Raw genomic sequence first — 25,849 nt, 5'->3', positions numbered from 1 at the left:
GTAGGCTATAACAATCCTCCGAATGCGATGGATCGTTCAGGCCATGGCGACACGTGAGCGACGCCATCGCACTTGAACTCGACCGGGGTCCTTCAGCCTGCCGCTAGCACGAAGGCGGCAGGACGTAGTTGAAGGGTGAGGGCAGGTCGATGACGAACCTGACATCCGCTGCATTTGAGGCCACGATCAGCTGATAGTCGCCCGGCTCGGCCCGGAAGGCGCCGGCCTCGACGTCGAAATAGGCGAGGTCACGCGGCAGGATGGTCATCACAGCCGTGCCCGTTTCATTGGGTTGCAGCAAAAGTTTGGTGAAGGCGCGCAGTTCCTTGTCCGGCCGCTCCACCTTGGTCTTGGGCGAGCGCACATAGAGCTGGACCAGTTCCGAACCGGCCCGTTCGCCGATATTGGTCAAGTCAATGCTGATCGTCACGCCGTCGGGACCCATTTCAGCGGCTGACAAACGTGGCTCGCTCCAGCTGAAGCGGGTATATCCAAGGCCGAAGCCGAATGGGAAGAGTGGCTCGACGCCCCGTATATCGTGATGCCGGTAGCCGACGAAGACGCCTTCGGCATAGCGTACGTGTCCGTCCTTGCCGGGATAGACGGCAGGATCGCCGGTCATGCTGGAATTGTCGGATAGCGTCTTCGGGAATGTCTGCGGCAGGCGCCCGCCGGGCTCGACATCGCCAAACAGGACGTCGGCGACGGCATTGCCCAGTTCCTGCCCGGGATACCACATCTGCATCACGGCGCGAACCTTGCCGAGCCAGGGCATTTCTACGGGGCCGCCGGTCTGCAGCACGACGATCGTGTTGGGATTGGCGGCAGCGACACGCTCGATCAGTTCCTCCTGCCGGCCCGGAAGCCGCATGTCGGGCAGGTCCAACCCTTCAGTATCCCACTCGCCGTCGCGACCGACGAAGAGCAGCGCCACATCGGCGTTGCGGGCAATCTCGACCGCTGCCTGGAGATCGGCCTCGCCGAGCGGCTTTTCGACGCCGAAACGAATGGCCGTGAGATTGATTCCCTCCTCGGTCACCGGCGACGGTTCATATTCGACGGTGACCGTATAGGCCCGGCCAGCATCGAGCAGGACTGAACCGCGCTGTTCGTCATTGGCGGTGCCGAAATAGTTCTCGCCATGCGTCCAGCCATCATAGCCGTTGACCGTAAGCCTGCCATCGACGAAGAGGCGCGCCAGGCCGGCATTGGTCATGCCGAAGACATGGTCGCCACTCTCTTCGGGCACGAATTGCATCGTCATCCGGGCCGAGAAATCGGCCGGGTCGAGTTCGCCTGACGGCAGCACGAACCAGAAGAATTCCCCCTTGTCGACAGTCTCGACATGAACAGGAGCGCCCTGGCAGCCGCGCCCTCTAAAATACTCGGTGGTGATCTTGCCCTTGAAGACGTCGATCAAGCGGTTATGACGGCAGCCGACCGCGTGGCTGATGCTGTTGGCATTGGACAGCGCCGCGCGAATGCCGTCGAGCGGGCTGACCGAGTAGTGCGCCGCAATCTGCGCGCTGCCGCCACCCATGACGCGTGCCGTGGCCGCATTCGGTCCGAGCACGGCAAGCCGGTCGAGCGACGTCTTGGCGAGCGGCAGGATACCGTCATTCTTGAGCAGCACGGCGCCTTCGGCCCCGAGGCGCCGGATCAGCGCCCTGTCCTCGGGCAGGTCGACCGCCTGTTCGGCAAGATCGGGCTTGGTCTCGAACGCGCCGACGCGCTCGAGCAGCCGCAATATCCGCCGCGCCGCCGCCCGCACCGTTTCCGCGTCGACCTCGCCTTCCTGCACAGCCGCGACCAGCTTCTCGCCACGGTCGCGCGCCGGTCCCGGCATTTCGAGATCGAGGCCGGCATTGACCGTCTCGGCGGTCGAATGCGAGCCGAACCAGTCCGACATGACGATGCCGTCGAAACCCCATTCCTCGCGCAGCACCTGGGTGAGCAGCCAGGGATGCTCACTCGTATAGGTACCGTTCAGGCGGTTATAGGATGACATGACGGCCATCACGCCGGCGCGCTTGACCGCCTGCTCGAACGGCGGCAGGTAGATTTCACGCAGGGTCCGCTCATCGATGTCGGAGGACATGGTCTGCCGCTCGATTTCGGATTCGTTGCCGGCGAAATGCTTGATCGTCGCCGCGATCCCCTGGCTCTGCACACCCTGGATATAGGCGACGGCCAGTTCGGCCGTGAGCATGGGATCCTCGGAATAGCATTCGAAATTCCGCCCGTTGAGGCCGGATCGATGAATGTTCACCGTCGGTGCAAGCAGCACGGCAGCCCCCTTGCTCTTCGCCTGGCCGGCGAGGGCCACACCCATTTGCTTGACGAGATCAGGATTCCAGGTGGCGCCAAGGGCGATCGCAACGGGAAAGCAGGTCGCCTTTACGCCGGCAACCAGAGAGCCGGCACCGCGCGCGCCATTCGGCCCATCCGTCACCTTGATCTTTGGCACGCCGAGCCGCTCGACGGGAACGGTCGTCCAGAAATCGGCGCCGGACAGCAGGGAGACCTGCTCTTCGAGCGTCATCTGGTCGAGAATGGAATCGATCATGCAAACCTCCCGTTCAATCGAATTTGGACATGCCGAGTCGCAGGCCTCCAGCCGCCACTGTCGTCACTAAACTTACCGATTACTCGGTATTTTTAAGATGTCAATAGCCGGACCATGATGTATGAAGGGGGGCGCTGAAGAAATCTGCTGCAGGGATGTCAAACCGTCGCCATCCGGATAGAAGAAGCAGAAGAAAACGATGGGGAGCTTTGCGAATTGAAGTCCGTGCAGGAGGAAAAAAGGCGCCGATCCCCGAAGGGAGAAATGCGTCGCGCCGAAATCCTGACAGCTGCGATGCGGCGCTTTGCCGAAGACGGCTACCAGAATGCCGCCATAGGCGACGTGGCCCGGGACGTCGGCCTGTCGCTGCCTGGCTTGCTGCATCATTTCCCCACCAAGGTCGATCTTCTGCTTGCCATACTGGACAAGCGCGATCTCGACAGTGCCGATATCATCGGCCATTACCGCGCTGATCTTCGCAGCCTGCTTACGGGCATGATCGAAGTCTTCCGCCGCAATGCCGAGATGATCGAAGTCGTCCGCGCGTTCGCTATCCTGAACGCCGAGAGTCTGACGAAGGATCACCCCGCCAAAGCCTGGTTCCGCGATCGTGCCACACAACTGCAGAACGACATCGCAACGACTTTCGAGTGGGCCGCCGCCGATGGCACGGTGGATGGCAGGATCGATGGCAAGGCGATGGCAGCTGAGCTGATCGCGGTGATGGACGGCCTGCAGATGCTCTGGCTGCGCGATCCCGACCGCTTCGATATGGTCGGCGGATTGGAAGCCTATGTCCGTCGCCTGCTGGCGAGCCTTGGTTTGGACGCCGATTTAAAAGGCGTTGAGCGATAAGAACGGGTTGCTATCCGCCGCTTTCCGTGGCCGCGCCACATCTTCGCCGACGGCTTCGAGTGCGAAGGGTTGAAGCCCTCCGCACCCGACAGGTTTAGGCGTTTGCCGGAGCTTTCGCCGGAACCATGGCGTTGATCGCCACCGCGACCACGATGTTCGCGGCGAGTGCAAGCAGACCGGTATAGACCGTGAAAGGTTCTCCGCCGAGGCTGATCATGTGCAGCGGCTTCCAACCGGCGTCCCAGACGAGGAATGTGCCGCCAAAGAAGCCGACGAACCAGCCGGCCAGCAGTGCCGGCGCCTTGAACCAGTTGGTGTAGAGCCCGAAAACCAGAGCCGGAAGCGTCTGCAGGATCCAGATGCCGCCGAGCAATTGCAGATCGAGTGCAAACTGGGTGGGCAGGAAGATGATCACCAGCAGCGCACCGACCTTCACCACCAGTGAGGTGATTTTCGCCACCTTGGCTTCGCCGGCGTTGCTGACTCGGGGATCGACATAGGCTTTCCAGAAATTGCGGGTGAAGAGATTGGCCGCGCCAATGCTCATCACCGCCGCCGGCACCAGCGCGCCGATGGCAATCGCGGCGAAAGCAAAGCCGGAGAACCAGCCGGAGAACAGCGTCTTGAACAGGGTCGGAACCACGTCGGTTGCGCTGTCGAGCTTCAAGTTTGCGGCATGGCCCATGTAGCCGAGCAGGGCGAGAAGGCCAAGCAGCAGCGTGTAGGCCGGCAGAAGCACGGCGTTCTTGCGGATCGTCTTGCCGCTGTTGGAGGCGAAGATCCCGGTCAGCGTATGCGGATACATGAAGGCTGCGAGCGCCGAACCAAGAGCAAGCGTCGCATAGGCGACATATTGGCCGCCACCGAGCAAGAGATTGCCCTTGCCTGCGGCCTGGAACGCGGCATCGGCAGAGGCAAAGACATTGGCATAACCGCCGAGCTTTGAGGGTATCAGTGCCACGGCGGCGAGTACCACGATATAGATCATGATGTCCTTGACGAAGGCTATCAGGGCAGGCGCGCGCAGGCCGGCCGAATAGGTGTAGAGCGCCAGCACGATGAAGGCCACGGCGAGCGGCAGTTCACCATGCAGGCCGAGCGCCTTCAGCACCGCCGTCATGCCGACCAGCTGCAATGCGATATAGGGCATGGTGGCGATCACGCCCGTGGCTGCGACGGCAAGTTCGAGACCGCGCGAGCCATATTGCCCGTGCACGACGTCGCCCGCCGTCACATAGCCAAAATCCTTGGCGCGTTTCCACAGAACCGGCATGACCATGAAGACGAAGGGATAGACGACGATCGTATAGGGCAGGGCGAAGAAGCCATAGGCGCCGACCGTATAGACGAGAGCCGGTACCGCGATGACCGTATAGGCGGTATAGAAATCGCCGCCGACCAGGAACCAGGTGATCCAGGTGCCGAAGCTGCGTCCGCCCAGACCCCATTCATCGATGTGGGCAAGCGTTTCAGGCTTGCGCCAGCGGCTGGCGACGAAGCCCATGATGGTGACGAGCGCGAAGAAGAAGATGAAGACAGCGAGTGCGGTGGGATTGATCTCAGTCGTCATGGCGCGTGCTCCGATAGGCGATCCAGGTCAGCGCGGCGGTGATCGGCACCCAGAGCAGCTGATACCAGTAGAAGAACGGGAAACCGAACAGAGCCGGCTCGCGCATATTGTAGAAGGCCGGCCAGAGCAGGCCGATATAAGGAATGACGAGCAGCCAGAGCGCTGCCTTGTTCTGTGGTTTTTCCACGTCGGATACCTCTCGGGCGCCGGATGTCGGCACCAAGTTGCAGTTGTCGGCTTGGAAGGTGATTTGTCAGTCGCTGGACGGAGTGAGCCTGGCTCGTCCTGCAGCGACCGGTTTTCCGAATGAACGGAAGAAGGCGTGACGCATTTGAAGTCCTCCCAACGGCTCGCGCTCGGCCAGCCGTAGCGAAGTCCTATGGCGGAGCTTTTCGTCCGGCAAGGGGGCTCAAGGCATGAAATAGCCGGGCCTACCCAGAACTGGGTAGACGGGTTTTACCCTGCTTTCGCGCCGATTCCATGATCCAGCGCGTAGCGGATGATGCCGGCCGTCGTGGCGATCCCGAGCTTCTTCTTGAGGTTCTTGCGATGTGTCTCCGCCGTGGCGGGGGTGATCCCGAGGCTCTCGGCGATCTCCTTGTTGCTGCGGCCGGCGACGATCAGGCCGAGCGTATCGCGTTCGCGCGGCGTCAGGCCGTCGCCCTCGTCGGGAGAACCCCGCTCCATCAGCGCATCGTGAACACCGGACGAGAAATATCTCCCCCCACCGGCTACGATCTCGATCGCCTTGACGATCTCATCGGTCGAGACGTCCTTGAGGATATAGCCCGCAGCGCCGCGCATGACGGAGGAGGAGATATATTCGCGGCTGTCATGCATCGACAGCATCACGATCCGTGCCTCGGGCAGCTCTTTGCGGAAAAGCTCGATCGCATCGATGCCGCTGAGCTTCGGCATGTTGATATCCATGAGCACGACCTGCGGCCGGACCTGTTTTCCAATATCGAGGCCGAGCTGTGCCGACGCCGCAGTGCCGGAGACTTCGATATGGTCGAAGGTTTCGAGCACGGCCTTCAGGCCATCGAGCACGAGCGGATGATTGTCGATCAGCAGGATCTTGATCTTGAAGCGGTCGGTCATGCGGCTTCCGCGCGTGTGAGTGGAAGGCGATTGGCCGATTTCGGCATCATCGCCGTCAGCGTCGTGCCCGCCGCGCTGCTGTCGATCAGAAGCAGGCCACGGAAATGCGCCATCCGTTCCTGCATGTTGCGCAGGCCGAGGCCAGATCTATCCGCGGCCCCCTCCTTGCCGAAGCCGGTGCCATTGTCCGACACTGTCATGCGCGCGCGTCCCCCATCAGTCCAGAGCCTGACGTCAAGCCTGGTGGCGCCGGAATGCCGTTCGACATTGTTGAATGCCTCCTGCGCGACGCGGTAAAGGGCTGTGCTCGCCTCCGGCTTCAGCATATCGACGAAGCCCGCCGCGCCGATTTCCGTCTCGATTGCCGTGCGCTCGCCAAAATGATGGCAGAGCGCTTCAAGCGCTGCAGTCAGTCCGAGATCGTCGAGGGCACGTGGACGCAGATCATGGGAGAGCCGCCTGATCTCTTTGATCGCGCCGTTCAACGCTTCGACACCGCGGTCGATCGTGACGGCGGCCTCCTCGACATTGGTCTTCACCTTGCGGCTGGCAAGGTCCATCGTGTAGCGCACGCCAAGCAGGTTTTGGGAGATGCCGTCATGCAGTTCCCGCGCCAGCCGCGAACRCTCCTCTTCCTGTGTGTCGATCACCCGTTGGGTCAATTCTTTTAGCCGGCCATCGGCCATGCGGCGTTCATGGAAGGTGAGAAACATGCAGGTGGTGAACACGACCAGCACCGCAGGCACGGCGATCAGCGCGACGATCACAAAAGTCTTCTTGATACTGGCGCGCATGGCGATGTTCGCGGCGGCACTTTGCGCATAGACATCGTCGAGATAGACACCGGTCCCTACGACCCATCGCCATTTGTCGAGGCTGACGACAAAGGACAGCTTGTCGGCGATCTGTCCGGTGGACGGCTTCTGCCATTTGTATTGGTGCAGGCCACCGCCGGCCTTGGCCGTGGCGATCAGTTGGGCGATCACCTTGTCGCCATCGGGGTCGGTCAGGTTCAGCCAGTTGCGCCCGTGCCGAAAACTCTGGCGCGGATGAACGATATTGTTGCCGTCATAATCATAGACGAAGAAATAGCCGTCCTTGCCGTAATCGAGCGAGGTCAGGATCGCCGCCACCTTGTCCTTGGCGGCCTGGTCGTCGAGAGCCGCTTCGCCATAGGTTGACTGGATTGCCGACAGTGCGAGATGGGTCAGGTTGAGAATCTCGGCTTCCTTGGCCTTCAGCATATTCTGCTCGAATGTCGCGATATTATCTCGGGCGAGCTTTGCCGATTGCCAGGTGATGAAGGCCGTGATCGCCAGGATCGCAATCACCAGCGGAATGATCGCAAGCGCGATGATCTGATGTCTCAACGTCACGAGATGGACTCCCAAGGTGGCCGATAGGCCGAGAATTCCATTCAGTAAGGCGTCAAGTATGGCATGCGGTCAAGCGGGGCTGAGTGCGTGCTTGCGATCTGATGTTTCGTCGCCCCACCTTATTTCGCTGAAAAGAAGCTTTGGATCGCAAGCGCTGCAGCGCCCCGCGCCCAATAGTCGGGATGCCAGTCGATGACGAGTTCAGGTCTGGTCAGGGGATACTGGCGTTCGAAACCCTGCCGGACCGCATCCGTCAAATGCGACCCGAAACGAATAGCCTCGCCGCTCACGATGACTAGCTTCGGATCGACGAACATGACGAGGTTGGCGAGCCGCTCGCCCAGTTCACGGCCGGTCTGTTCAAGAAACGCGATCGCCTCGGGGTTGCCGCTTTCGGCAGCGTGCTGGAGGTCGGTTCCGTCTCCGATCAGCCGCCATCGCTCCATGAGCGAGGGTTCGGAAAACCGCGCATCCCACGTCGCCGCGGATGCCGGATCGCCCGGGTCACGGCAGAATCCGATCTCGCCGGCCGCATAATGCGACCCGCTCAGCACCTGTCCGTTTATAACAACTGCTGCCCCGACCCCGGTTCCCATGATGAACACCGCGATCGAACCATGCGCACGCCCATGACCGAAGAGTTGCTGCGCAATGGCATAGGCGTTGACGTCGTTGTCGATCCACACGGGAATGTTGGCACTGGCCTCGACCAGGGCGGCGATCGGAACCGTGTCCCAACCGAAACGGTGCGACCTCATGCAGACGCCCCGATCCCGGTCGATGAGCCCCGGCAGCCCCAGACCCATGCCGACGAGTTTCCTGCGCCGTTCGTCTTCATCCGGCATCAGGCGCGCGACGATATCATGGCATTTTGCCGCCACGATTTCCGGCGACGGTTCGGGAATATCGAGCTGGATGGATTTGAGAGGGGAGGTCGCCAGGTCGGTCAACACCGCCTCGATAYTCCCAGACATGATCTTGACGCCGATCGAGTATCGACTGGCATAATCGATCTGCAGCGAGATGGGCCGGCGGCCTCCCGAACTCTTCTGTTGCGGGCCCTCGAAAATAAGGCCGTCTTCCATCAAGTCGGTGATGAGCGTGGTCACCGCTGCTCCGGATAATCCCGTTGTCTGCGCGAGCTCCACCCGGCTGCGCGAGCCTTCCCGCCGCAGGATATCGAGAATGAGCCTTCGGTTCGTTTTCCTGATTTCCGCGGGGTCGCCTTTTCCGTGCATCGCGATGGACATCTCATTGATCTTCCTACGATCTCTCATAATCCCGAGACGCTGTACATCTCCTACTTACTTAATTATCTTAATTAAGTATTGCAATATGCGTGATCCGGTGTTATCAAGCTGACCGACAAAGGGCGGGAACGGAACACGGGATCACCCGAGCCAAAAAGCCCGAGAGTACCGGAGGATCAATTGCGGATCATTGTTTCAACCAGCCAGGCCGCCTGGGTGGAGGATGAATGTCGCCCTGTCGGCGGCAATGCGGACGTAGAAGCATCTGGCACGATAACGCCGAATTTCCGCGGCTTCGGCGCCTGCTTCAGCGAGCTATCATGGATCGCCCTTCAGGCGGCGGAAGAGGGCTCCCGCGCTATCCTGATCGACAAGGTCTTCTCGCCGCAGGGTCTCGATCTGCATTACAACCGTCTTCCGATCGGCGCGAGCGACTTTGCCGAAAGCTGGTACAGCCATAACGAAACCGAAGATGATTTCCCGATGGAGCATTTCTCCATCGCACGCGATCACCGTTATCTCCTGCCTTATCATCGCGCCGCCAGAGCGGCGCATGGCCGCGATTTCACCCTCTTCGCGTCGCCCTGGAGTCCGCCGACCTGGCTCAAGGACCACAAGGCCCATAACTTCGGCAGGCTCATCTGGAAGGATGAATATCGCAAGGCGCACGCGCTCTATCTCGTCAAATTCGTCGAAGCTTACAGAGAGCTCGGCATTGAGATCAGTGCCGTACATGTCCAGAACGAACCTGACTCCGATCAGAAATTCCCCTCCTGCTGCTGGACCGGCGATCGGCTGCGTGACTTCATCCGCGACGATCTTGGCCCCGTCTTCGACGTCAGGCGCGTGGATGCGGAAATCTGGCTCGGAACCATTGAACGTCCGAGTTTCAACGATTGGGTTGCGCCAACCCTGCTCGATCCCGTCGCGCGGCGAAGGATCGGCGGCGCCGGCTTTCAATGGGCGGGCAAGAACGGCATTCAGCGGTTTCGGCAAGCCGCGCCGGATCTGCCCCTGATCATGACCGAAAATGAATGCGGCGACGGCGCCAATAGCTGGGCCTATGCGCATTATGTCTTCGATCTCGCGCAGCACTTCCTGAGCAACGGCGTGCAGGCCTATGTCTATTGGAATGTGGTGCTCAAAAAGGGCGGCATCAGCACCTGGGGCTGGAAGCAGAACTCGATGTTCTCAGTCGATGACCAGACGGGCGAGTTGATCGAGAACCCCGAATATCAGCTCATGCGCCATCTTGCAGGCTTTGTGCGGGAAGGTGCTGCGGTGCTTGAGACGTCCGGGCGCTGGGCGGCAAACGCGATCATGTTCCGCAACCATGACGGCACCGATGTCGCCGTGCTGCAAAATCCCCTGAACGAAGAATGCGAAGTCCGCGTCGGCATTTCCAACGCGGTCTGGTCGGCGGTGCTGCCGCCCAAGTCCTTTGCCACGCTTACCAACCGGGCCTGATGGAAACGATCACGGCTCACACCTGAAGGAGGAGAGAATGAGAAAGCTTACCATGCTGGCCGCGATACTCGCGGCGGGAACCTCTATGATTGCGTCGGTGGCGCTTGCCGGCACGACCGTCAAAATATTCCGCTCTGAGACGAGCCCCGATGAAAGGGCGTTCAACGAAGAGGTTGCCAAGACATATGAGGCCACCCATCCCGGCATCGACATCAAGTTCGAATATGCGGAGACGGAAGCCTTCAAACAGAAGCTGCCGACCCTTCTCCAATCCGGCGATAAGCCCGACATTTTCTACAGCTGGGGCGGCGGTGTTCTCAAGGACCAGGCCGCGGCCGGCTTCCTTAGGGATATCAGTGCCGAAGTGAACGGGGCCTGGGCGAAGTCGCTGTCGGCGGCCGGCGTCAATGCCTTCACGGTCGATGGCAAGGTGGTCGGGGTTCCCGTGAGCGCCAGTGACGTCGGCTTCTGGGTCAACAAGACGCTTGCCGCCAAGGCCGGTATCGATCCGGCCGCGATCAAGACCTGGGACGATTTTCTCGAGGCGGTCAAGAAGGCGAAGGCCGCCGGCATCACGCCGATTGCCGTGGGGGGCAAGGACAAGTGGCCGCTGCATTTCTATTACGGCTACCTCGCCGTCCGGGAAGCGGGACAGAAGGGCTTCGCCGGTGCGATGGCAGGGGCGGGCGACGGATTCGGTTCCGAAGCGTTCATAAAGGCGGGCCGTGAATTCAAACGCCTCATCGACCTCCAGCCCTTCCAGGCTGGGTTCATGGACGCCACCTACAGCCAAGCCTCCGGCATGTTTGGCGACGGCAAGGCCGTCTTCCATCTCATGGGCGATTGGGACTATGATTCCGCGCGCAAGAATTCCGTAAGCGGGAAGGGGATTCCTGACGCCGACCTGGCCCTGATCCGCTTTCCCGCCGTCAAGGACGGCGTGGGCGCTCCGACCGATACCTTCGGCGGCATCAACGGCTGGGCAGTCACGGCGTCCGCCAAGCCGGAAGCGATCGACTTCCTGAAATTCTTCACCACCAAGGAAATCCAGTCGCAGTCCGCCGAGAAGGGCTTCTTCATTCCGGTCGCGATCGGGGCCGAGAAGGGTTTGAAGAACCCGTTCTTCGCCCAGATCTCTGCTGCTCTCGGCCGGTCGACATTCCACCAGGTCTTCCTCGACCAGGCGCTCGGCGCGAATGTCGGCGCAACCTTCAACGACATGTCCGCCGATCTCGCGCAGGGCAATACCACGCCCGAAGATGCCGCGGCGGCCATCCAGGACGCTTGGGTCAATCGGTGATGATCTGGGGCGGCGGCATTGACGCCGCCGCCCGTATCCGGATTGGGAGGAGGATGCAATGCAAGTTGATGGTTTGGCCACTCGACCCGCGACGGCTGGCGCGCCGAGTTGGATTCGCGATAGCAGGCTGCCTGCGATCGCCTTGATGCTGCCGCCCGCTCTACTGCTGTTCACGGTCTTCGTGATCCTGCCTTTGATCGATGCAGGTTACTACAGCTTCTTCAAGTGGAATGGCTACGGCTCGCCGACCGACTTTGTCGGTCTGCAGAACTATGTCCAGGTTCTCAACCACTCGGTCTTCTACCGTTCACTGCTCAACACGCTGATCATCCTGCTGGTATCGTTCGTGGTGCAGATACCGTTCGCTCTCGGCCTGGCGCTGCTGATCTATCGAAAGACACCGACGAACACTATTTTTCGGATGGTCTTCTTCGTGCCCTTCATTCTCGCCGAGATCGCCTCCGGCCTGATCTGGAGTTTCGTCTTCGACGGCAATGTCGGGCTTGCGGCAGGATTGTTCCGATCGCTCGGGCTCGAACCGGTTTTCGTGCTGGCCGACAGGAACTGGGCCTTCCTCGCGATCACGATCGTCGTCGTCTGGAAGTATTTCGGCTTTCATATGATGGTTTATATCGCCGCCCTGCAAGGCGTGCCCGAGGAACTCATCGAAGCGGCCAAGATCGAGGGCGCGGGGCGCGCAGCGATTGCCCGCCACGTGCTCATCCCGCAAATCAGGTCCGCCCTGGTCGTCAGCGGCTTCTTTGCGGTCGTCGGCTCGCTGCAGCTCTTCGACGTCGTCATTCCCCTGACGAACGGGGGACCGTCGAACTCGACCCACACGATCGTATCCTATCTCTACACCTTCGGCCTGCTGCGCTTCCGCATGGGCTACGGCAGCGCCGTCGGCGTCCTGCTCTTCATCGCGGCCGTCACCGTCGCGGCCGTCTACCAGACCCAGCTCAATCGGGAGGCTCGTCGATGAAAATGTCGGAACTTCTGCCGCGTGCCGGCCGGTGGCTGGCGCTGACCATCACCTCCGTCTTCGTGCTGACGCCGATGGTGGCAACCGTTCTCGGTGGCTTCAAGACCAACGGTGAACTGCGCATCAATCCGTTCGGGCTGCCGCAGGAATGGCACCCGGAATTCTATTCCGCCATCGCGCTCGATCCGGCTTTCTGGCGATACATGGGCAATTCGCTGATCATATCGATGTCGACCGTCGCGTTGACCTTGATCGTCGGCGCGGCCGCGGCCTATGTCTTCGCGCAGATCAAGTTCTTCGGCGCGCGCTATCTCCAGTCCTATCTCCTGCTTGGGCTGGTGTTTCCGTTTGCAACCGCGATCCTGCCGCTGTTCATCAAGGTCAGGGACCTCAATCTGCTCGACAGCCTGTGGGCCGTGATCCTGCCGCAGACGGCCTTCGGTCTTTCTCTGTCGATCATGCTGTTCAAGACCTTTTTCGAGCAATTGCCCAAGGAACTGTTCGAGGCGGCCTATGTCGAAGGATGCGGCTATATCCGCTTCTTCTGGCAGTTCACCCTGCCACTGTCGACGCCCATTCTCGCGACCGTCGGAGTCTTCGCCTTCGTGTCGAGCTGGAACAATTTTCTGCTGCCGCTGGTGGTGTTGAACTCCAGGGAGCTGTTCACCTGGCCGCTCGGGATGATGCAGTTCCGCGGTGACTACATGGTCGAATGGAACCGCACGCTGGCTTTCATAGCGCTGACGATCATCCCATCGATCGCCTTCTTCTTCGCAGCCCAGAAATACATCGTCGCCGGCCTGACGGGCGGAGCCGTCAAAGGCTGACGCTTGGAGCATGAAATCCAACTGGAGGAAACAAAATGACAGATGTGGCAATCAGTTCGCTCAACAAGACGTTCGGCGCCGTGGAGATCATCCCCAACCTCGATCTCCTCGTCCCGCACGGCTCCTTCACGGTCCTCGTCGGGCCGTCGGGATGTGGGAAATCGACCTTGCTGCGCATGATCGCGGGATTGGAAACCCCATCCCGCGGCACAATCGCCATCGGCGGCGCGGATGTCACGCACGAAGAGCCGTCCAAGCGCGGCATCTCGATGGTCTTCCAGTCCTATGCGCTCTTCCCGCATATGAGCGTGCGCCAGAACATCGATTTCGGCATGCGCCTTGCCAAAATGCCGAAGGAGGAGCGGGACAAGCGCGTCGCCTACGCGGCCTCGGTCCTGAAACTCGAAACCCTTCTCGACCGTAAGCCGGCCGCCCTTTCCGGAGGTCAACGCCAGCGCGTCGCCATCGGACGCTCGATCGTCCGCAACCCCAAAGTCTTCCTGTTCGACGAGCCGCTTTCGAACCTGGACGCGGCACTGCGAACCCAGATGCGGGTGGAATTGGCGGAACTTCACCAGAGGCTCGGAGCCACGATGATCTATGTGACCCATGACCAGGTGGAGGCGATGACGCTTGCCGACCAGATCGTCGTCATGAATGCGGGACGCATAGAACAGGTGGGCGGTCCGCTCGAACTCTATGAGCGGCCCGAGACCGAGTTTGTCGCCACCTTCATCGGTTCGCCGAAGATGAACCTGATCCGGGGCACCGCCGCAGAAGAATTCGATGCCGCCACTGTCGGCATCCGGCCGGAGCATGTCATCTTCGATCGGCAAGGGCCCTGGGAAGGCAAAGTCAGGCTGATTGAGCGGCTGGGAAATGAATCCATTGCCTATGTGGATGCTGAAATAGGCGAGATTACAGTTCGTACCGCAGGCAACATCGAGATCCCAAATGGCGACGCGGTCCGTCTGGCTCCGCAGGGCGAGCACCTGCATCGCTTCGACAATGAGGGGCGCAGGAAAAGATGACCTGCTCGTGAAAGGTGGGGCGAATGACCTGCTTGGTGCCGGTGGAAAACGACCTGGGCGGCAGTTGCGGCCAGTTTCGCCAAAGGTCTGCCCCTGCGATTGAGTATTCGGATCGCGTGGAGGAAGGTCGTCAGGACGCCCGGTCTTGAGCCTGGAATGTTCGCCGCGGCCCCCCTGCCTTCCTTCAAAGTCCCAGCGCACAACCATCCTTGCGCGGCTCGGAACCTCCCGTCAGCGTGCCGTTCGCCCAGTCGATACGGATTGCCTGTGCCCCGCCGATCGGGTCCTCTGCCGGAATGATTTCGAAGCCGCGGTTGCAGAGTTCAACTGCCGTCTCGGGGGATAGGGTGTGCTCGGCCTCCACCTTCGTACTGCCTGACACCGGCACCACTCTCGGCAGGTCGATGGCGTCCTGGATATCCATGCCAAAATCGAACACTTTTGATATGAGATGGGCGTGGCCCATCGCCTGATAGTATCCGCCCATGACGCCAAACGGCATCTCGACCCGGCCATCCCGGACCACCATCCCCGGAATGATCGTGTGCAATGGCCGTTTGCGAGGCGCCACGACATTGGGGTGATCGGAAGCAAGCGAGAAGCTCTGGCCGCGATTGTGGAGCACGATGCCGGAGCGGGGTGACACCAGACCCGTGCCAAAACTGTCGAAGATCGAATTGATGAAGCTTACGGCATTCCGATCCCTGTCGACCACGGAAATATAGACCGTATCCCGATGGCGGGGCATTTCGAACGACGGTAGGTCCCAACGCGCCCGCTTGAGATCAATCTTGCCGGCAAGGAGATCTGCGGTGGCGTCAGACAGCAGCGCRGAGACGGGAATGTCAGCCTTGTCAGGATCCGCAAGCAAGGCATCGCGCGCCGCATAAGCAAGCCGTGTCGCCTCGATCTCGATGTGCAGCCGGTCAGTCGATTGCGGATCACCCTTTGCCTCGAAACGGGAGAGGATGTTGAGGATCATCAGTGCGATCACGCCCTGCCCGTTCGGTGGGCATTCGTAAATGTCGTGGCCGCGGAATTCGGACTTGATCGGCGTGACATAGTCACCGCCGGCGGCAGCGAAATCCTCCATCGTATGCAGTCCGCCAAGCCCACGCAGATAGTCTACCATGTCCTCGGCGACCGGCCCGGTATAGAAGGCATCGCGTCCCTTCCTGGCGATCAGGCGCAATGTCGCGGCCAGTTCGGGCTGGCGATGCACCTCGCCGATCCGGGGTGCACGGCCTTTCGGCAGGAAAATCCGTGCTGCCGTCGCGTCGCGGGAAAGCAGGCTTTCTTCCAGCAACCAATCACGGTGCACGCGCGGAGAGATGGCATATCCCTCTTCGGCAAAGCAAATTGCCGGGGCAAGCACCTGGTCGAACGGCAGCCTGCCGTGATCGGCGTGCAATCGCGTCCAGGCGTCGATCGCGCCCGGGATCGTGACCGCGCCGGGAGAGTGGCGCTCGACCTCCGTCATGCCGCGTTCGATGAACCAGTCGCGCGTCAGTGCGGCCGGCGTGCGGCCTGATCCATTGAAAGCAATGACGTCGCTCGATTCGCCTGGCGATAGCAGCGCAAAGCAGTCGCCGCCGATGCCAGTCGAGCCCGGCTCGACGACACATTGCACCGCGCAAGCTGCGATCGCCGCGTCCATCGCATTGCCGCCGGCCGCGAGTATCCGGATGGCTGTCAGCGTTGCCGATGGATGCGAGGTCGCTGCCATCGCTTCGCATGCGACGACGACCGAGCGTGAGGGTTTCTCGAAATTGCGCACGGATGATCCTTTCTGTCAGGCGTGGCTCGTCGCGACCATGGTCGCTGGCGCGCTGCGCCGCATATGCGGCGACAACCTGTGTTCAAGTATGGACAGAGCCCGGATGAGCGAGAAGTTGAGGGCGAGATAGATGCCGCCGGCACAGATGAAGACCTCGACCGGACGGTAGGTTTGGGAAATCAGCCCTTGAGCGACGCTGGTGACTTCCATCAGCGTGATGATCGAGGCCAGCGACGTTCCCTTCACCATCAGAACGATTTCGTTGCTGTAGCTCGGGATGCATTGACGCAAGGCGAGCGGCAAAACGACGAGCCGATAGGCGAGAGCGCGTGACATGCCCAACGAGCGTGCAGCCTCGACGAGGCCGGCAGGCACGGACTGGATGGCGCCGCGCAGGATTTCGCTGCCATAGGCGGCGGTGTTGAGCGACAGCGCCAGAATGGCGCACCAGTGGGGCTCCCGGAACAATCCCCACAGCCCGACAGCTTGCAAGCCGTGACGAAACTGGCCCAGGCCGTAGTAAATCAGAAATATCTGCACCAGCAGCGGGGTGCCGCGGAAAAGGGCGACAAAGCCGCGTATTGGCAGGCGGACGAGCGCGGAACTGCCTTGCTGCACCAGTGCGAGTGTCAGGGCAAGCATGAAACCGATTGCGATCGAGGTGGCGGCCAGTTCCAGCGTCAGTGGCAGGCCCGATAGCAGTTTCGGCAGGATTTCCGCATAGAAGGCAAAATCGATCATGCGCCGCGGGCTCCGCGCCAGGCCCTGAATTCGGCCAGCCGGAAAACCTGGCCGGTGACGAGCGCAATGGCGAAATAGAGGAACGCTGCCGCGGTATAGAAGAGGAAAGGCTCTCGCGTCGAGCCCGAGGCGATCTGCGCCTGGCGCATCAGTTCGACGAGGCCGATCACCGAAATCAGCGCCGAGTCCTTCAGGACCAGTTGCCATACATTGCCGAGACCGGGCAAGGCGTGGCGGAGCAGTTGCGGCAGCATGACGAGACGCAATCTCTGCAAGCGCGACAGCCCAAGCGCCCGGCCGGCATCTGTCTGCCCTGGATCGATCGCAAGATAAGCGCCGCGGTAAACCTCCGATTGATATGCCCCGGAGATCACGCCGATCGCCACGACGCCGGCGCCGAAGGTCGGCAGTCCGACGAACCCCGCTCCGCCCAAAGCATGGTCCAGGCGGGTCAGCACGATGCTGCCGCCATAATAGAGAAGATAGATGGTCAAGAGATCGGGCACGCCGCGGAAGACGGTGCCATAGACGCTGGCCAGCCATCGCAGGGCGGCAACGGAGGAGAGGCGCCCGGCGGCCGCCGCGCCGCCGAGCAGGATCCCCGCCGTAAACCCGACCAGGGAGAGCAGCGCGGTGACGCCGGCAGCGATCAGCAGCGCCGTTCCCCAACCTCCTTCGCCGAAGCCAAGAAGTCCAAGTCCGTCAGTCATCTATGCATGCCCATGAAAAGAAGCCAATCAGAGATGGTCATCAGGCGAAGCCGTGTCATTTGACCGGTGTCACATCGGTGTGGACCCACTTCATCGATATCTTCTTGATCGTACCGTCGGCAATGGCCTCGTCGATCGCCTTGTTCAGCATCGCCTTCAGCGCCGTATCTTCCTTGCGCAGGCCCGCTCCCGTGCCACGTCCGAAGACGCCGCCGACAAAGCCTGGTCCGGCGAGCGTATAGTCGGCGAATTCCGGCTTTGCGAGTGTGGCAGCCAAGGCTGTCTGCTGGGCAAAAAGCGCGTCGATACGGCCTGCTGCGAGATCGAGATCGTGCTCTTCCGTCGTCTTGTATTCCCGGATTTCCACGACATCGCCAAAATACTTCTTGAGGAAGTCGAGGTTCGTCGTTGCCGCCTGCACGCCGACAATCTTGCCCTTGAGCAGCGGTCTGAGCTTGTCGATCGCCGCTTGCGCGGCGGTGCCGTCGTCGAGCTTGAATTTCTCGCCGGTGATACCGAGCTTGCCAAGCTCGCTATCCTTGGCCGCGGCAAAGCCAGACGGATCGACAGCGTAAGCCTGGGTAAAATCGATCGTCTTGAGGCGCTTGTCGGTAATGAACATGCTCGCCATGATGACGTCGAACTTGCCGACCGTCAGCGACGGGATCAGACCGTCCCAGTTCTGGGCGATGATCTTGCACTCAATCTTCATCCGGGCGCAGAGATCATGCGCAAGGTCGATCTCCAAACCATCGAGCTTGCCGTCAGCCGTGGTGAAATTCCACGGGGCATAGGCGCCTTCGGTAGCGATGGTAATGGATTTTGGCGCGTCGGCGGCAACGGCGCCGAATGCGATGGTGCAGACAACCGCGGCGAGGGCGGCAATACGACGGATACTCATCAGATTTCCTCTCAGATTTCAGTGTTTGATTGTTTCCCCATCCGGTGCCGATTGTCTCCGGCTTCCGGTCTGCTACCGGCCGTCAACGGCGGCCGGGACTCGCGAAATCGGCCAACATCGGCGCGGTTTCGAGAATATGGGCCTGCATCACGGATTCGGCGTGCGCAGCGTCACCGGTGCGAAGTGCCGTGATCAGGCGCTCATGCTCGTCGAGTGCGCTGACGGGCTTGTCGACATAGTCGAACCAGATCCGCATATAGGGCTCGATCACCACATGCAGTGTGGCGATCTGGCGGATCAGCTTGGGCCGGCCGCTGAGCCCGGTGTCAGCCTTTGCATGGCGAGCCGGACCGCAAGGCCTTCGAGGACGGAGCGGATTTCGAAGGTCTCGTAGATCTCCTCCAGGGTGAGGCCCGCGACGACGCAGCCGCGATTGGGCCTGAGCACGACAAGGCCGTCGGCAGCCAGGCGGCGAAATGCCTCGCGCACCGGCATGCGGCTCATGCCGATCTCGGCGGCGATGTCCTCTGCGATCAGCCGGTCGCCGGCGCGATACCGCCCAAGCCGTAATGCCTGATGGAGATAGCGATAGGCTTCCTGCTCGGCGGTCGAGCTTGCCGCTTCTTCGGTAAGGGACGGGATCATGCGTAAAACCCTATGATTGGATAAATGTATCCAATCATCCAAATATCCATCGGTCAATGGAATTTTTAATGGCGCGACGCCAGGCGCGAATGCGCTCTCATCGTGACCTGCAAGCGGTACCGCCGGTGTGGTTGACCGGGTTCGCTCACGCCAATCTTATTCGTTGCGCAAGATTGACTTCGTTCCCGCTTTTTCAATAAGTCCAAAGCTCTACGAAGCTCGAGGGGCAGGCAGGATGGCACGACCGCGACAGATTTCCGCAGAGGCCCTCAATGTTGAAATTCTCCCGCGCGTGGCTCAGGAGAGCGTCAAGCAGTGGACCTATCGCAGCATCCGCCATGCGATCATGACCGGACGCGTACCGCCGGGAAAACCGGTGACGATCAACGGGCTTTCCGAAGCCTTGGGCGTGAGCGCAATGCCGGTGCGGGAGGCGCTGCATCTGCTGGTCGCCGATGGCGCGCTCGAACATCTCGACAATCGCCGGGTCAGGGTCCCTGACATCACGCCTGAAAAATTCGACGAAATCATCGCGGCGCGCGTCGCTCTCGAGACCCTGGCGGCAGAACGCGCCATGCCCTTCGTCGACTTCGTCCGGCTTTCCCGGATGCAGAAGATCGATACCGAAATCGACGACGCTTATGATCGCGGCGATATCGAAGCCGGGATAGAACGGAACTTCGCTTTCCATCGCTGTTTCTATGAGGCGGGCTCAGCATCCGTATTGCTGCCGCTGATCGAGTCCGTGTGGCTTCGGCTCGGCCCCTTCATGCGCGAAGCAACCGAAAATCTCGACGAAACCTATCGTTTTGACCGGCACGGCGAAGCCATGCAGGCGATCAGAGACCGCAATGCGACAGCCCTGCGCGAAGCGATCGAGTCCGACATCCAGGACGGGGCAGGCTACCTGGGTCGCAAGCGTTTCGTGGCAAAATCGGTGTAGCTGGTTTTGACCCGTGCAATTGTGTCCGAATTAATTTGATCAAATTAACTAGACTGTTGATCAAATATAGCCTATGAATGATCATCATTAAGGGCCGGAACTGCAGTGCCTTGGTGCGACTGCAACAGTTACCGGCCCAGATTCAGCGCATCGAGCCCTCTTCCCGAGGTGCCGCGCAGGCGGGTGTGATGATCATGTTGAGCAAGAGTTTGGATGTCGTTCAGGCGAATTTGACCGATGCGGGCGTGCCGCTCGTCCGGTCAGCGTCTCCGGCGGAAGCCTTCTTCGAAGCCAATCCCGATATCGAGGTGCTTGAGGCCTTCGTGGTCGACGTCAACGGCGTGCCGCGGGGCAAATGGATTCCGCGCGAGCGGGCGCTGGAAGTGCTCGCCAAGGGCATGGCCATGCCGCGATCGGTGTTTGCGCTCGACATCTGGGGGCGCGACGTCAATGCCGCCGGGCTTGCGGAGGGTACGGGCGATCCGGACGGCATCTGCATGCCGGTTGTAGGAACGCTGTCGCGCGTAAACTGGCTCAACCGCCCGACCGCACAGGTCATGCTCGACATGCGCAATGTCGACGGCAGCGATTTCCATGGCAATCCCCGGTCCACCCTGGCCGCTGTGCTGGCCAAATATGCGGATCTGCGGCTCACGCCGGTCGCTGCCACCGAGCTCGAATTCTATCTGATCGATCCGCTGCGCTCGGCGCTCGATCCCGTGCGACCGCCGAAGTCGCGCGAGGGCAGGTGGCATACGGGCCAGACGCAGGTGCTGTCGATCTCCGAACTGGAGGACAATGAAGACGTGTTTGCCGATATTGCCCGCGCCTGCCGCGCACAGGGCGTACCTGCCGATACCGCGCTTCGCGAAAACGGCCCCGGACAATACGAAATCAATCTCCACCATGTCGCCGATGCGTTGAAGGCGGCGGATTATGCCGTGCTGCTCAAACGCATCGTCAAATCAGTAGCCCGCAAGCACGATCTCGATGCGACCTTCATGGCGAAACCTTATGGTTTGCAGGCCGGCAGCGGCATGCATGTGCATTTTTCGATCCTCGATGAGCGCGGCGACAATATCTTTGCCGCCGAAGACGGATTGTCGGAAAAGCTGATGCATTCGGTCGGCGGGCTGATCTCCTATATGCCCGACAGCATGGCCGTTTTCGCGCCGCATGCCAATTCCTATCGCCGGCTCAGGCCAAGCGAGCATGCGCCGACCTACGCTTCCTGGGGCATCGACAATCGGTCGGCCGCCGTCCGCGTCATCAAAGCCGGCAAGGCCGCGACCCGGATAGAGCACAGAGTGGCCGGGGCAGACACCAATCCGTATCTGGTGCTGGCGATGATCCTCAATGCGGCGCTCGCCGGCATGAAGGAACGGATCGATCCCGGCAGCGCCATCGACGGCGACGATCACGGCGTTGGACATGATGCGCTGCCGACAAACTGGGATGTGGCGCTGTCGCGGTTTTCCAAGTCGGGCTTTGCCCTCGGCACGTTCGGCGCGCCCTACCGCGCACTCTACAAAGCCTGCAAGGAGCAGGAACTTTCGGAATTCTCCCACAGGGTCACGGACGTCGAATACGACGCCTATATCAGGACGGTGTGACATGAACGTTCTCGCAAAATTCGACAATCCCGGCCATATCAGGTCCTGGTATGCGTCGACTGCACTGGAACAGGCCCCACGCCCCGCGCTTCAGGGCGAGATCCACACCGATATCTGCATCATCGGCGCCGGATTCACCGGCGTTTCGGCGGCGCTGGAGCTCGCCGAACGCGGTTTCAAGGTGGCGGTGCTGGAAGGCGAGCGGATCGGCTTCGGCGCTTCCGGCCGCAATGGTGGCCAGATCGTCAACGGCTACAGTCGCGATCTCGAAACCATTGCCAAGCGCTACGGCAAGGCGAAGGCCGATGCGCTCGGCCTGATGTCGCTGGAAGGCGGCAATCTCATTCGGCAACGTGTCGCCCAATATGACATCCGCTGCGATCTCCGCCACGGCGGCTTCTTTGCCGCCTTTACCGCCAAGCAGATGCGGGAAATGGAAAAGGTGCGGGCCGAGTGGACGGCGCATGGCCATGACGGGCTCGAAATGGTGTCCGCATCCGAAGTCGGGAAATATGTGCAGAGCCACCGCTATATCGGCGGCATGATCGACCGGCTCGGCGGCCATATCCATCCGCTCAATCTAGTGATTGGCGAGGCGCAGGCGGCAGAAAGGCTCGGTGTTCGCTTTTTCGAACGCTCCCGGGTGACGAATGTCACGCTTGGGGCAAATCCTGTCGTCTCGACCGATCAAGGACAGGTCAGGGCGAAATTCGTGCTCGTCTGCGGCAATGCCTATCTCGGCAAGCTCCTGCCGGAGATCGGCGGCCGGATGATGCCGGTGTCCAGCCAGGTCATGGCCACCGAGCCTCTCGACCCCCAGATGATCGAGGCTTTGCTGCCCGCCGATTATTGCGTCGAAGATGCCAATTACGTGCTCGATTACTATCGCCGCACCGCCGACAATCGCCTGCTTTATGGCGGGGGTATCGGATATGGCGGCAGCGATCCCAAAAACCTGACCGGCGTCATTCTGCCCAATCTGCTGCGGACTTTTCCGCAACTCGCGGGCGTGCGCGTCGACTATGCCTGGAGCGGGAACTTTGCCCTGACTCTGACCCGCATTCCGCATGTCGGCAAGCTGTCGGACAGCGTCTATTTTTCCCACGGCGACAGCGGCCATGGCGTCACCACGACGCATCTGCTCGGAAAAATCCTCGGCGAGGCTGTGGCCGGACAGGCAGGGCGCTTCGACGTCTGGTCGTCGCTGCCGAACTTGCCGTTCCCGGGCGGCCGCAGCTTCCGCGTTCCGTTGACGGTTCTCGGCGCATGGTGGTACGGCATGCGCGACCGACTGGGCGTGTGACGATCGAAGGCCGTCTCATTCGTCGAAAATCAGGTCCAGCAACTCGCGGATTTGCGGCAAAAGGCGGCTGTAGTGTTCCTCAAGGCTCAAGGTATCGTCCTTGATGAGGGCGGTATAATGCGCAATCCAATGGTTATAGATGACGTTCGCCAGCATCTCAGCATCATAATCACCTCCACGGCGCGTCTTGCAGGGACGATCGGCGAGAACGGCCTTGATCGTGTCTTTGAGAACGCGGTCGATTTGGCTGTAGCGTTTGACGAACTCGGATTCCGGATTGCGGATCGCAGCCGAATCCGCATAGCGCCAGACTGACCTGCTGAAGATTTGCAGCGAAAATGCTGAAAACTCGGCCAACAGCTCGGCCATATCGTCATAGAGCCGCGGATGACTGCGCTTGGGCCGGGAACGATTGGCCTCGACGCCGCGTTCATGACCTTCCAGGATGATCGCCAGCAGAAGGTCGTCGCGGCTGCCGAAATAATTGAAGATCGTCGGCGTCGAGACGCTGAGCTCGGCGGCGATTCCCGCCATCGTGGTTGTCTCGATACCTTGCTCCTCGAACAGCCGCTTGGCGCATGCCAGAATACTGTTCCGGCGCTCCTGCTTCTGCCTTGAGCGAAGCCCGACGGCCTGATCGCCCGCCATCCCGTTTCCTTCCTGCCAAAATATTTTATGGCGTAAAAGATTTTATTGACACAAACTTTTTATGACATACAGTATTAAACATAAGCGAACAACAAAAGAAAAACGGGAACGACATTGTTTGTGCGGCAACTGTGCCGCCAGCATCGAGGAGCTTAAAGACTGGGATTGCGCCTGATGCCAGGCGTTCGAAGCGATGCTTCGTCGCCGTCAGGTGTTTCAGCTATCCGGCAAGATTTGAGACGGGAATACCCATCCCGCGAGGGTTGGCGTGCGCTTAGGCGCGTCGATTGGATCGAAGGATCAGAGCTGGCTTTGAGCCCTGCGGCTCGGTCGGAGACAGAGGTCAATGGAACAACGAATGAGCTTGCCAAACTCGGATGTCGCTGCGGGTGGCGCGGTCAAGATGCAGAATCTTGTGAAGGATTTCGGTGCGTTCCGTGCCGTCGACGATGTTTCCCTGGAAATCCGCCCGAACGAGTTCTTCACCCTGCTTGGACCATCGGGCTGTGGCAAGACGACGCTTCTGCGCATGATGGCTGGCTTTGAGGCGCCGAGCACGGGCAGGCTTCTCCTCGACGGCAAGGACATAGCCGCTCTGCCGGCAAATCTCAGGCCCATCAACACTGTTTTCCAGAACTACGCTCTTTTCCCGCATATGACGGTCGCCGAAAATATCGGCTTCGGCCTGAAAATGCTGGGCAAAAGCAAGGCGGAGATTGCCGGGATTGTCGACGAAATGCTCGCTCTCGTGCGCCTCGACGGTGCGGGCAAGCGTCTTGTCACGCAGCTTTCGGGAGGCCAGCAGCAGCGCGTTGCACTGGCGCGAGCGCTCGCGCCGAAGCCGAAAGTTCTGCTGCTCGACGAGCCCCTGTCGGCGCTCGACCTCAAGCTGCGCAAATCCATGCAGATCGAATTGAAGCGCATGCAGGAGGAGACGAGCATCACCTTCATTTTCGTCACGCATGATCAGGAAGAAGCCCTGACCATGTCGGACCGTATCGCCGTCATGGACAAGGGCAAGGTCCTGCAGGTGGGGTCGGCGCACGAGATTTACGAACATCCCGCCGATCGCTTTGTTGCCGGCTTCATCGGCGAGACGAATTTTCTCGAAGGCAATCTGATCGCAAGCAATGGGGGAACCGGGACCGTTGGTCTCGACTGCGGGCTGACCGTCGATGCGCTGACATCGAAATCGCTTGCAGCCTCCGGGGCAGTCACCATCGTCGTGCGTCCGGAGCACCTCGAGATCGCGGCAGCCGGCACACCTGGAACGCTGGCCGCCACGATAGAGCACATCGTCTATTTCGGCACTGACACCCATATCCACGCCCGTCTCAGCGACCAGACGGCGCTGACGATCCGTCGTCAGAACCGACCCGGCGCAAGCGATGGGTTAGGCGAGGGCGCTGAAATTGGCGTCGCCATTCCCGCAGGCGTCGCCCAGGTTCTGAAGGATTGACCGAGATGTCAGCTGTACCGGCCGCAGACAGACAGCATGCCCGTCGCAATCTGGCGCTGGCTTCGCCTGCCATCCTGATCATGGCGATCCTCGGCCTGCTGCCGCTGGCGGTGGTGATCGCCTATTCCTTCATGGTTCCGGCGGATTATGGCGGCGTCGTGCCGAAATTCTCGCTTGAATCCTATATCTCGCTGCTGTTTCAGCGCGATATTTTCGACGATACGCTTTCCTTCTCCGGAGATTATCTCGAAATCTATCTCCGCACCGCGATCTTCGGCGCGATCACCACGGTACTGTGCCTGCTCGTCGGGTTCCCGACCGCCTACTTCATGGCGACAAGACCGAAGGCGACCCGCAACCGTTGGGTTCTGCTGGTCACCATTCCCTTCTGGTCCAACCTTCTCGTTCGCACGATCGCGGTCATGTTCATCATTCGCGACGAGGGCCTGATCAATTCGATCCTGCTCGATCTCGGCATCATCGGTCACCCGATCACGATGCTCTACACCAATTTCGCCATCCTGCTCGGCCTGGTCTACAGTTTCGTGCCGTTCATGATATTGCCGATCTATGCCTCGCTGGAGAAATTCGATTTCCGGCTCGCCGAGGCAGGATTCGACCTCTACGCCACACGTTTCCAGGTTCTGGCGCGCATCATTGTCCCCTTGGCGAAACCGGGCATCATCACCGGCGCCATCCTCGTCTTCGTGCCGTCCTTCGGCGCTTATGTGACGCCGCTGCTCCTGGGAGGCGGCAGCCATCTGATGATCGGCGACCTTATCGC

Annotated in this window: 24 protein-coding genes; 11 read left to right on the top strand and 13 right to left on the bottom strand. The window is 60.7% G+C overall.

Features of this window, described 5'->3' with window-relative positions:
* Positions 1-103: 103 nt before the first annotated feature.
* Positions 104-2,566, bottom strand: a complete 2,463-nt coding sequence (locus AC1D06_RS22925) for a glycoside hydrolase family 3 C-terminal domain-containing protein (RefSeq protein ID WP_477988112.1) — start codon at positions 2,564-2,566, stop codon at positions 104-106.
* Between the two features lie 264 nt (positions 2,567-2,830).
* Between AC1D06_RS22925 and AC1D06_RS22920 the strand changes: the two genes are divergently transcribed.
* Positions 2,831-3,421 (top strand): TetR/AcrR family transcriptional regulator, encoded by a 591-nt coding sequence (locus AC1D06_RS22920; protein ID WP_477876341.1) that lies wholly within the window; start codon positions 2,831-2,833, stop codon positions 3,419-3,421.
* Between the two features lie 94 nt (positions 3,422-3,515).
* On the opposite strand, the gene mctP is transcribed toward AC1D06_RS22920, so the two are convergent.
* The 5 genes from mctP to AC1D06_RS22895 all read right to left on the bottom strand — a co-directional run bounded on the left by mctP (position 3,516) and on the right by AC1D06_RS22895 (position 8,718).
* Positions 3,516-4,991: a monocarboxylate uptake permease MctP gene (gene mctP / locus AC1D06_RS22915; protein ID WP_477876342.1), complete on the bottom strand. Its 1,476-nt coding sequence runs from the start codon at positions 4,989-4,991 to the stop codon at positions 3,516-3,518.
* On the bottom strand, positions 4,981-5,178 hold the full coding sequence (locus tag AC1D06_RS22910; protein WP_477876343.1) for a DUF3311 domain-containing protein: 198 nt from the start codon (positions 5,176-5,178) through the stop codon (positions 4,981-4,983). The genes mctP and AC1D06_RS22910 overlap by 11 nt, the downstream gene beginning before the upstream one ends.
* 269 nt (positions 5,179-5,447) lie before the next feature.
* Positions 5,448-6,092, bottom strand: a complete 645-nt coding sequence (gene mctR, locus AC1D06_RS22905) for a two-component system response regulator MctR (RefSeq protein ID WP_477988111.1) — start codon at positions 6,090-6,092, stop codon at positions 5,448-5,450.
* The gene (gene mctS, locus AC1D06_RS22900) at positions 6,089-7,468 is read right to left on the bottom strand and encodes a two-component system sensor histidine kinase MctS (RefSeq protein ID WP_477988110.1); all 1,380 of its coding nucleotides are present in this window, start codon (positions 7,466-7,468) and stop codon (positions 6,089-6,091) included. The genes mctR and mctS overlap by 4 nt, the downstream gene beginning before the upstream one ends.
* Before the next feature lie 119 nt (positions 7,469-7,587).
* Complete coding sequence (locus AC1D06_RS22895; protein WP_477988108.1) at positions 7,588-8,718, bottom strand: ROK family transcriptional regulator; 1,131 nt, start codon at positions 8,716-8,718, stop codon at positions 7,588-7,590.
* Between the two features lie 180 nt (positions 8,719-8,898).
* Here AC1D06_RS22895 and AC1D06_RS22890 point away from each other — a divergent pair, with 180 nt between their 5' ends.
* The 5 genes from AC1D06_RS22890 to AC1D06_RS22870 are packed head-to-tail and all read left to right on the top strand — an operon-like array spanning position 8,899 to position 14,325.
* Positions 8,899-10,185, top strand: a complete 1,287-nt coding sequence (locus AC1D06_RS22890; protein WP_477876347.1) for a glycoside hydrolase family 30 protein — start codon at positions 8,899-8,901, stop codon at positions 10,183-10,185.
* A 37-nt stretch (positions 10,186-10,222) separates the two neighbouring features.
* Positions 10,223-11,485 carry an ABC transporter substrate-binding protein gene (locus AC1D06_RS22885; RefSeq protein WP_477988106.1) on the top strand — a complete coding sequence of 421 codons (1,263 nt, stop codon included), beginning with the start codon at positions 10,223-10,225 and terminating at the stop codon, positions 11,483-11,485.
* Between the two features lie 58 nt (positions 11,486-11,543).
* On the top strand, positions 11,544-12,467 hold the full coding sequence (locus AC1D06_RS22880) for a carbohydrate ABC transporter permease (RefSeq protein ID WP_477876349.1): 924 nt from the start codon (positions 11,544-11,546) through the stop codon (positions 12,465-12,467).
* Entirely contained in the window at positions 12,464-13,294 is an 831-nt protein-coding gene (locus AC1D06_RS22875) for a carbohydrate ABC transporter permease (RefSeq protein ID WP_477988104.1), read from the top strand. Before AC1D06_RS22880 ends, AC1D06_RS22875 begins: the two co-directional genes overlap by 4 nt.
* 35 nt (positions 13,295-13,329) lie before the next feature.
* Complete coding sequence (locus tag AC1D06_RS22870) at positions 13,330-14,325, top strand: ABC transporter ATP-binding protein (protein WP_477876351.1); 996 nt, start codon at positions 13,330-13,332, stop codon at positions 14,323-14,325.
* A gap of 184 nt (positions 14,326-14,509) precedes the next feature.
* Here AC1D06_RS22870 and ggt read toward each other — a convergent pair whose 3' ends face one another.
* The 6 genes from ggt to AC1D06_RS22840 all read right to left on the bottom strand — a co-directional run bounded on the left by ggt (position 14,510) and on the right by AC1D06_RS22840 (position 19,099).
* Positions 14,510-16,102, bottom strand: a complete 1,593-nt coding sequence (gene ggt, locus AC1D06_RS22865; RefSeq protein ID WP_477876352.1) for a gamma-glutamyltransferase — start codon at positions 16,100-16,102, stop codon at positions 14,510-14,512.
* A gap of 15 nt (positions 16,103-16,117) precedes the next feature.
* Entirely contained in the window at positions 16,118-16,843 is a 726-nt protein-coding gene (locus AC1D06_RS22860; RefSeq protein WP_477988102.1) for an ABC transporter permease, read from the bottom strand.
* The gene (locus AC1D06_RS22855) at positions 16,840-17,553 is read right to left on the bottom strand and encodes an ABC transporter permease (RefSeq protein ID WP_477876354.1); all 714 of its coding nucleotides are present in this window, start codon (positions 17,551-17,553) and stop codon (positions 16,840-16,842) included. Before AC1D06_RS22855 ends, AC1D06_RS22860 begins: the two co-directional genes overlap by 4 nt.
* Before the next feature lie 55 nt (positions 17,554-17,608).
* Entirely contained in the window at positions 17,609-18,454 is an 846-nt protein-coding gene (locus tag AC1D06_RS22850) for a transporter substrate-binding domain-containing protein (RefSeq protein ID WP_477876355.1), read from the bottom strand.
* A gap of 82 nt (positions 18,455-18,536) precedes the next feature.
* On the bottom strand, positions 18,537-18,725 hold the full coding sequence (locus AC1D06_RS22845; RefSeq protein ID WP_477988158.1) for an FCD domain-containing protein: 189 nt from the start codon (positions 18,723-18,725) through the stop codon (positions 18,537-18,539).
* A 26-nt stretch (positions 18,726-18,751) separates the two neighbouring features.
* A complete protein-coding gene (locus tag AC1D06_RS22840) occupies positions 18,752-19,099 on the bottom strand; it encodes a GntR family transcriptional regulator (RefSeq protein WP_477988101.1) in 348 nt (115 codons plus the stop codon).
* Positions 19,100-19,334: 235 nt separating this feature from the next.
* Here AC1D06_RS22840 and AC1D06_RS22835 point away from each other — a divergent pair, with 235 nt between their 5' ends.
* From AC1D06_RS22835 to AC1D06_RS22825, 3 genes are all read left to right on the top strand, one after another.
* A complete protein-coding gene (locus AC1D06_RS22835; protein ID WP_477988092.1) occupies positions 19,335-20,042 on the top strand; it encodes a GntR family transcriptional regulator in 708 nt (235 codons plus the stop codon).
* A 188-nt stretch (positions 20,043-20,230) separates the two neighbouring features.
* The gene (locus tag AC1D06_RS22830; protein WP_477988091.1) at positions 20,231-21,655 is read left to right on the top strand and encodes a glutamine synthetase family protein; all 1,425 of its coding nucleotides are present in this window, start codon (positions 20,231-20,233) and stop codon (positions 21,653-21,655) included.
* A 1-nt stretch (position 21,656) separates the two neighbouring features.
* Positions 21,657-22,958 carry an NAD(P)/FAD-dependent oxidoreductase gene (locus tag AC1D06_RS22825; RefSeq protein WP_477988090.1) on the top strand — a complete coding sequence of 434 codons (1,302 nt, stop codon included), beginning with the start codon at positions 21,657-21,659 and terminating at the stop codon, positions 22,956-22,958.
* A 15-nt stretch (positions 22,959-22,973) separates the two neighbouring features.
* Here the strand turns inward: AC1D06_RS22825 and AC1D06_RS22820 are convergent, their stop codons facing one another.
* Positions 22,974-23,606, bottom strand: coding sequence for a TetR/AcrR family transcriptional regulator (locus tag AC1D06_RS22820; protein WP_477876360.1), 633 nt, complete (start codon positions 23,604-23,606; stop codon positions 22,974-22,976).
* A 358-nt stretch (positions 23,607-23,964) separates the two neighbouring features.
* Here AC1D06_RS22820 and AC1D06_RS22815 point away from each other — a divergent pair, with 358 nt between their 5' ends.
* Both AC1D06_RS22815 and AC1D06_RS22810 read left to right on the top strand, forming a co-directional pair.
* Complete coding sequence (locus tag AC1D06_RS22815) at positions 23,965-25,065, top strand: ABC transporter ATP-binding protein (protein ID WP_477988089.1); 1,101 nt, start codon at positions 23,965-23,967, stop codon at positions 25,063-25,065.
* A gap of 5 nt (positions 25,066-25,070) precedes the next feature.
* Positions 25,071-25,849: ABC transporter permease (locus AC1D06_RS22810; protein WP_477988088.1), on the top strand; the 779-nt coding region annotated here is incomplete at its 3' end.

This window comes from Rhizobium sp. P2_G2 (assembly GCF_056403555.1).
This window is presented reverse-complemented; position numbering and strand designations above follow the sequence as displayed.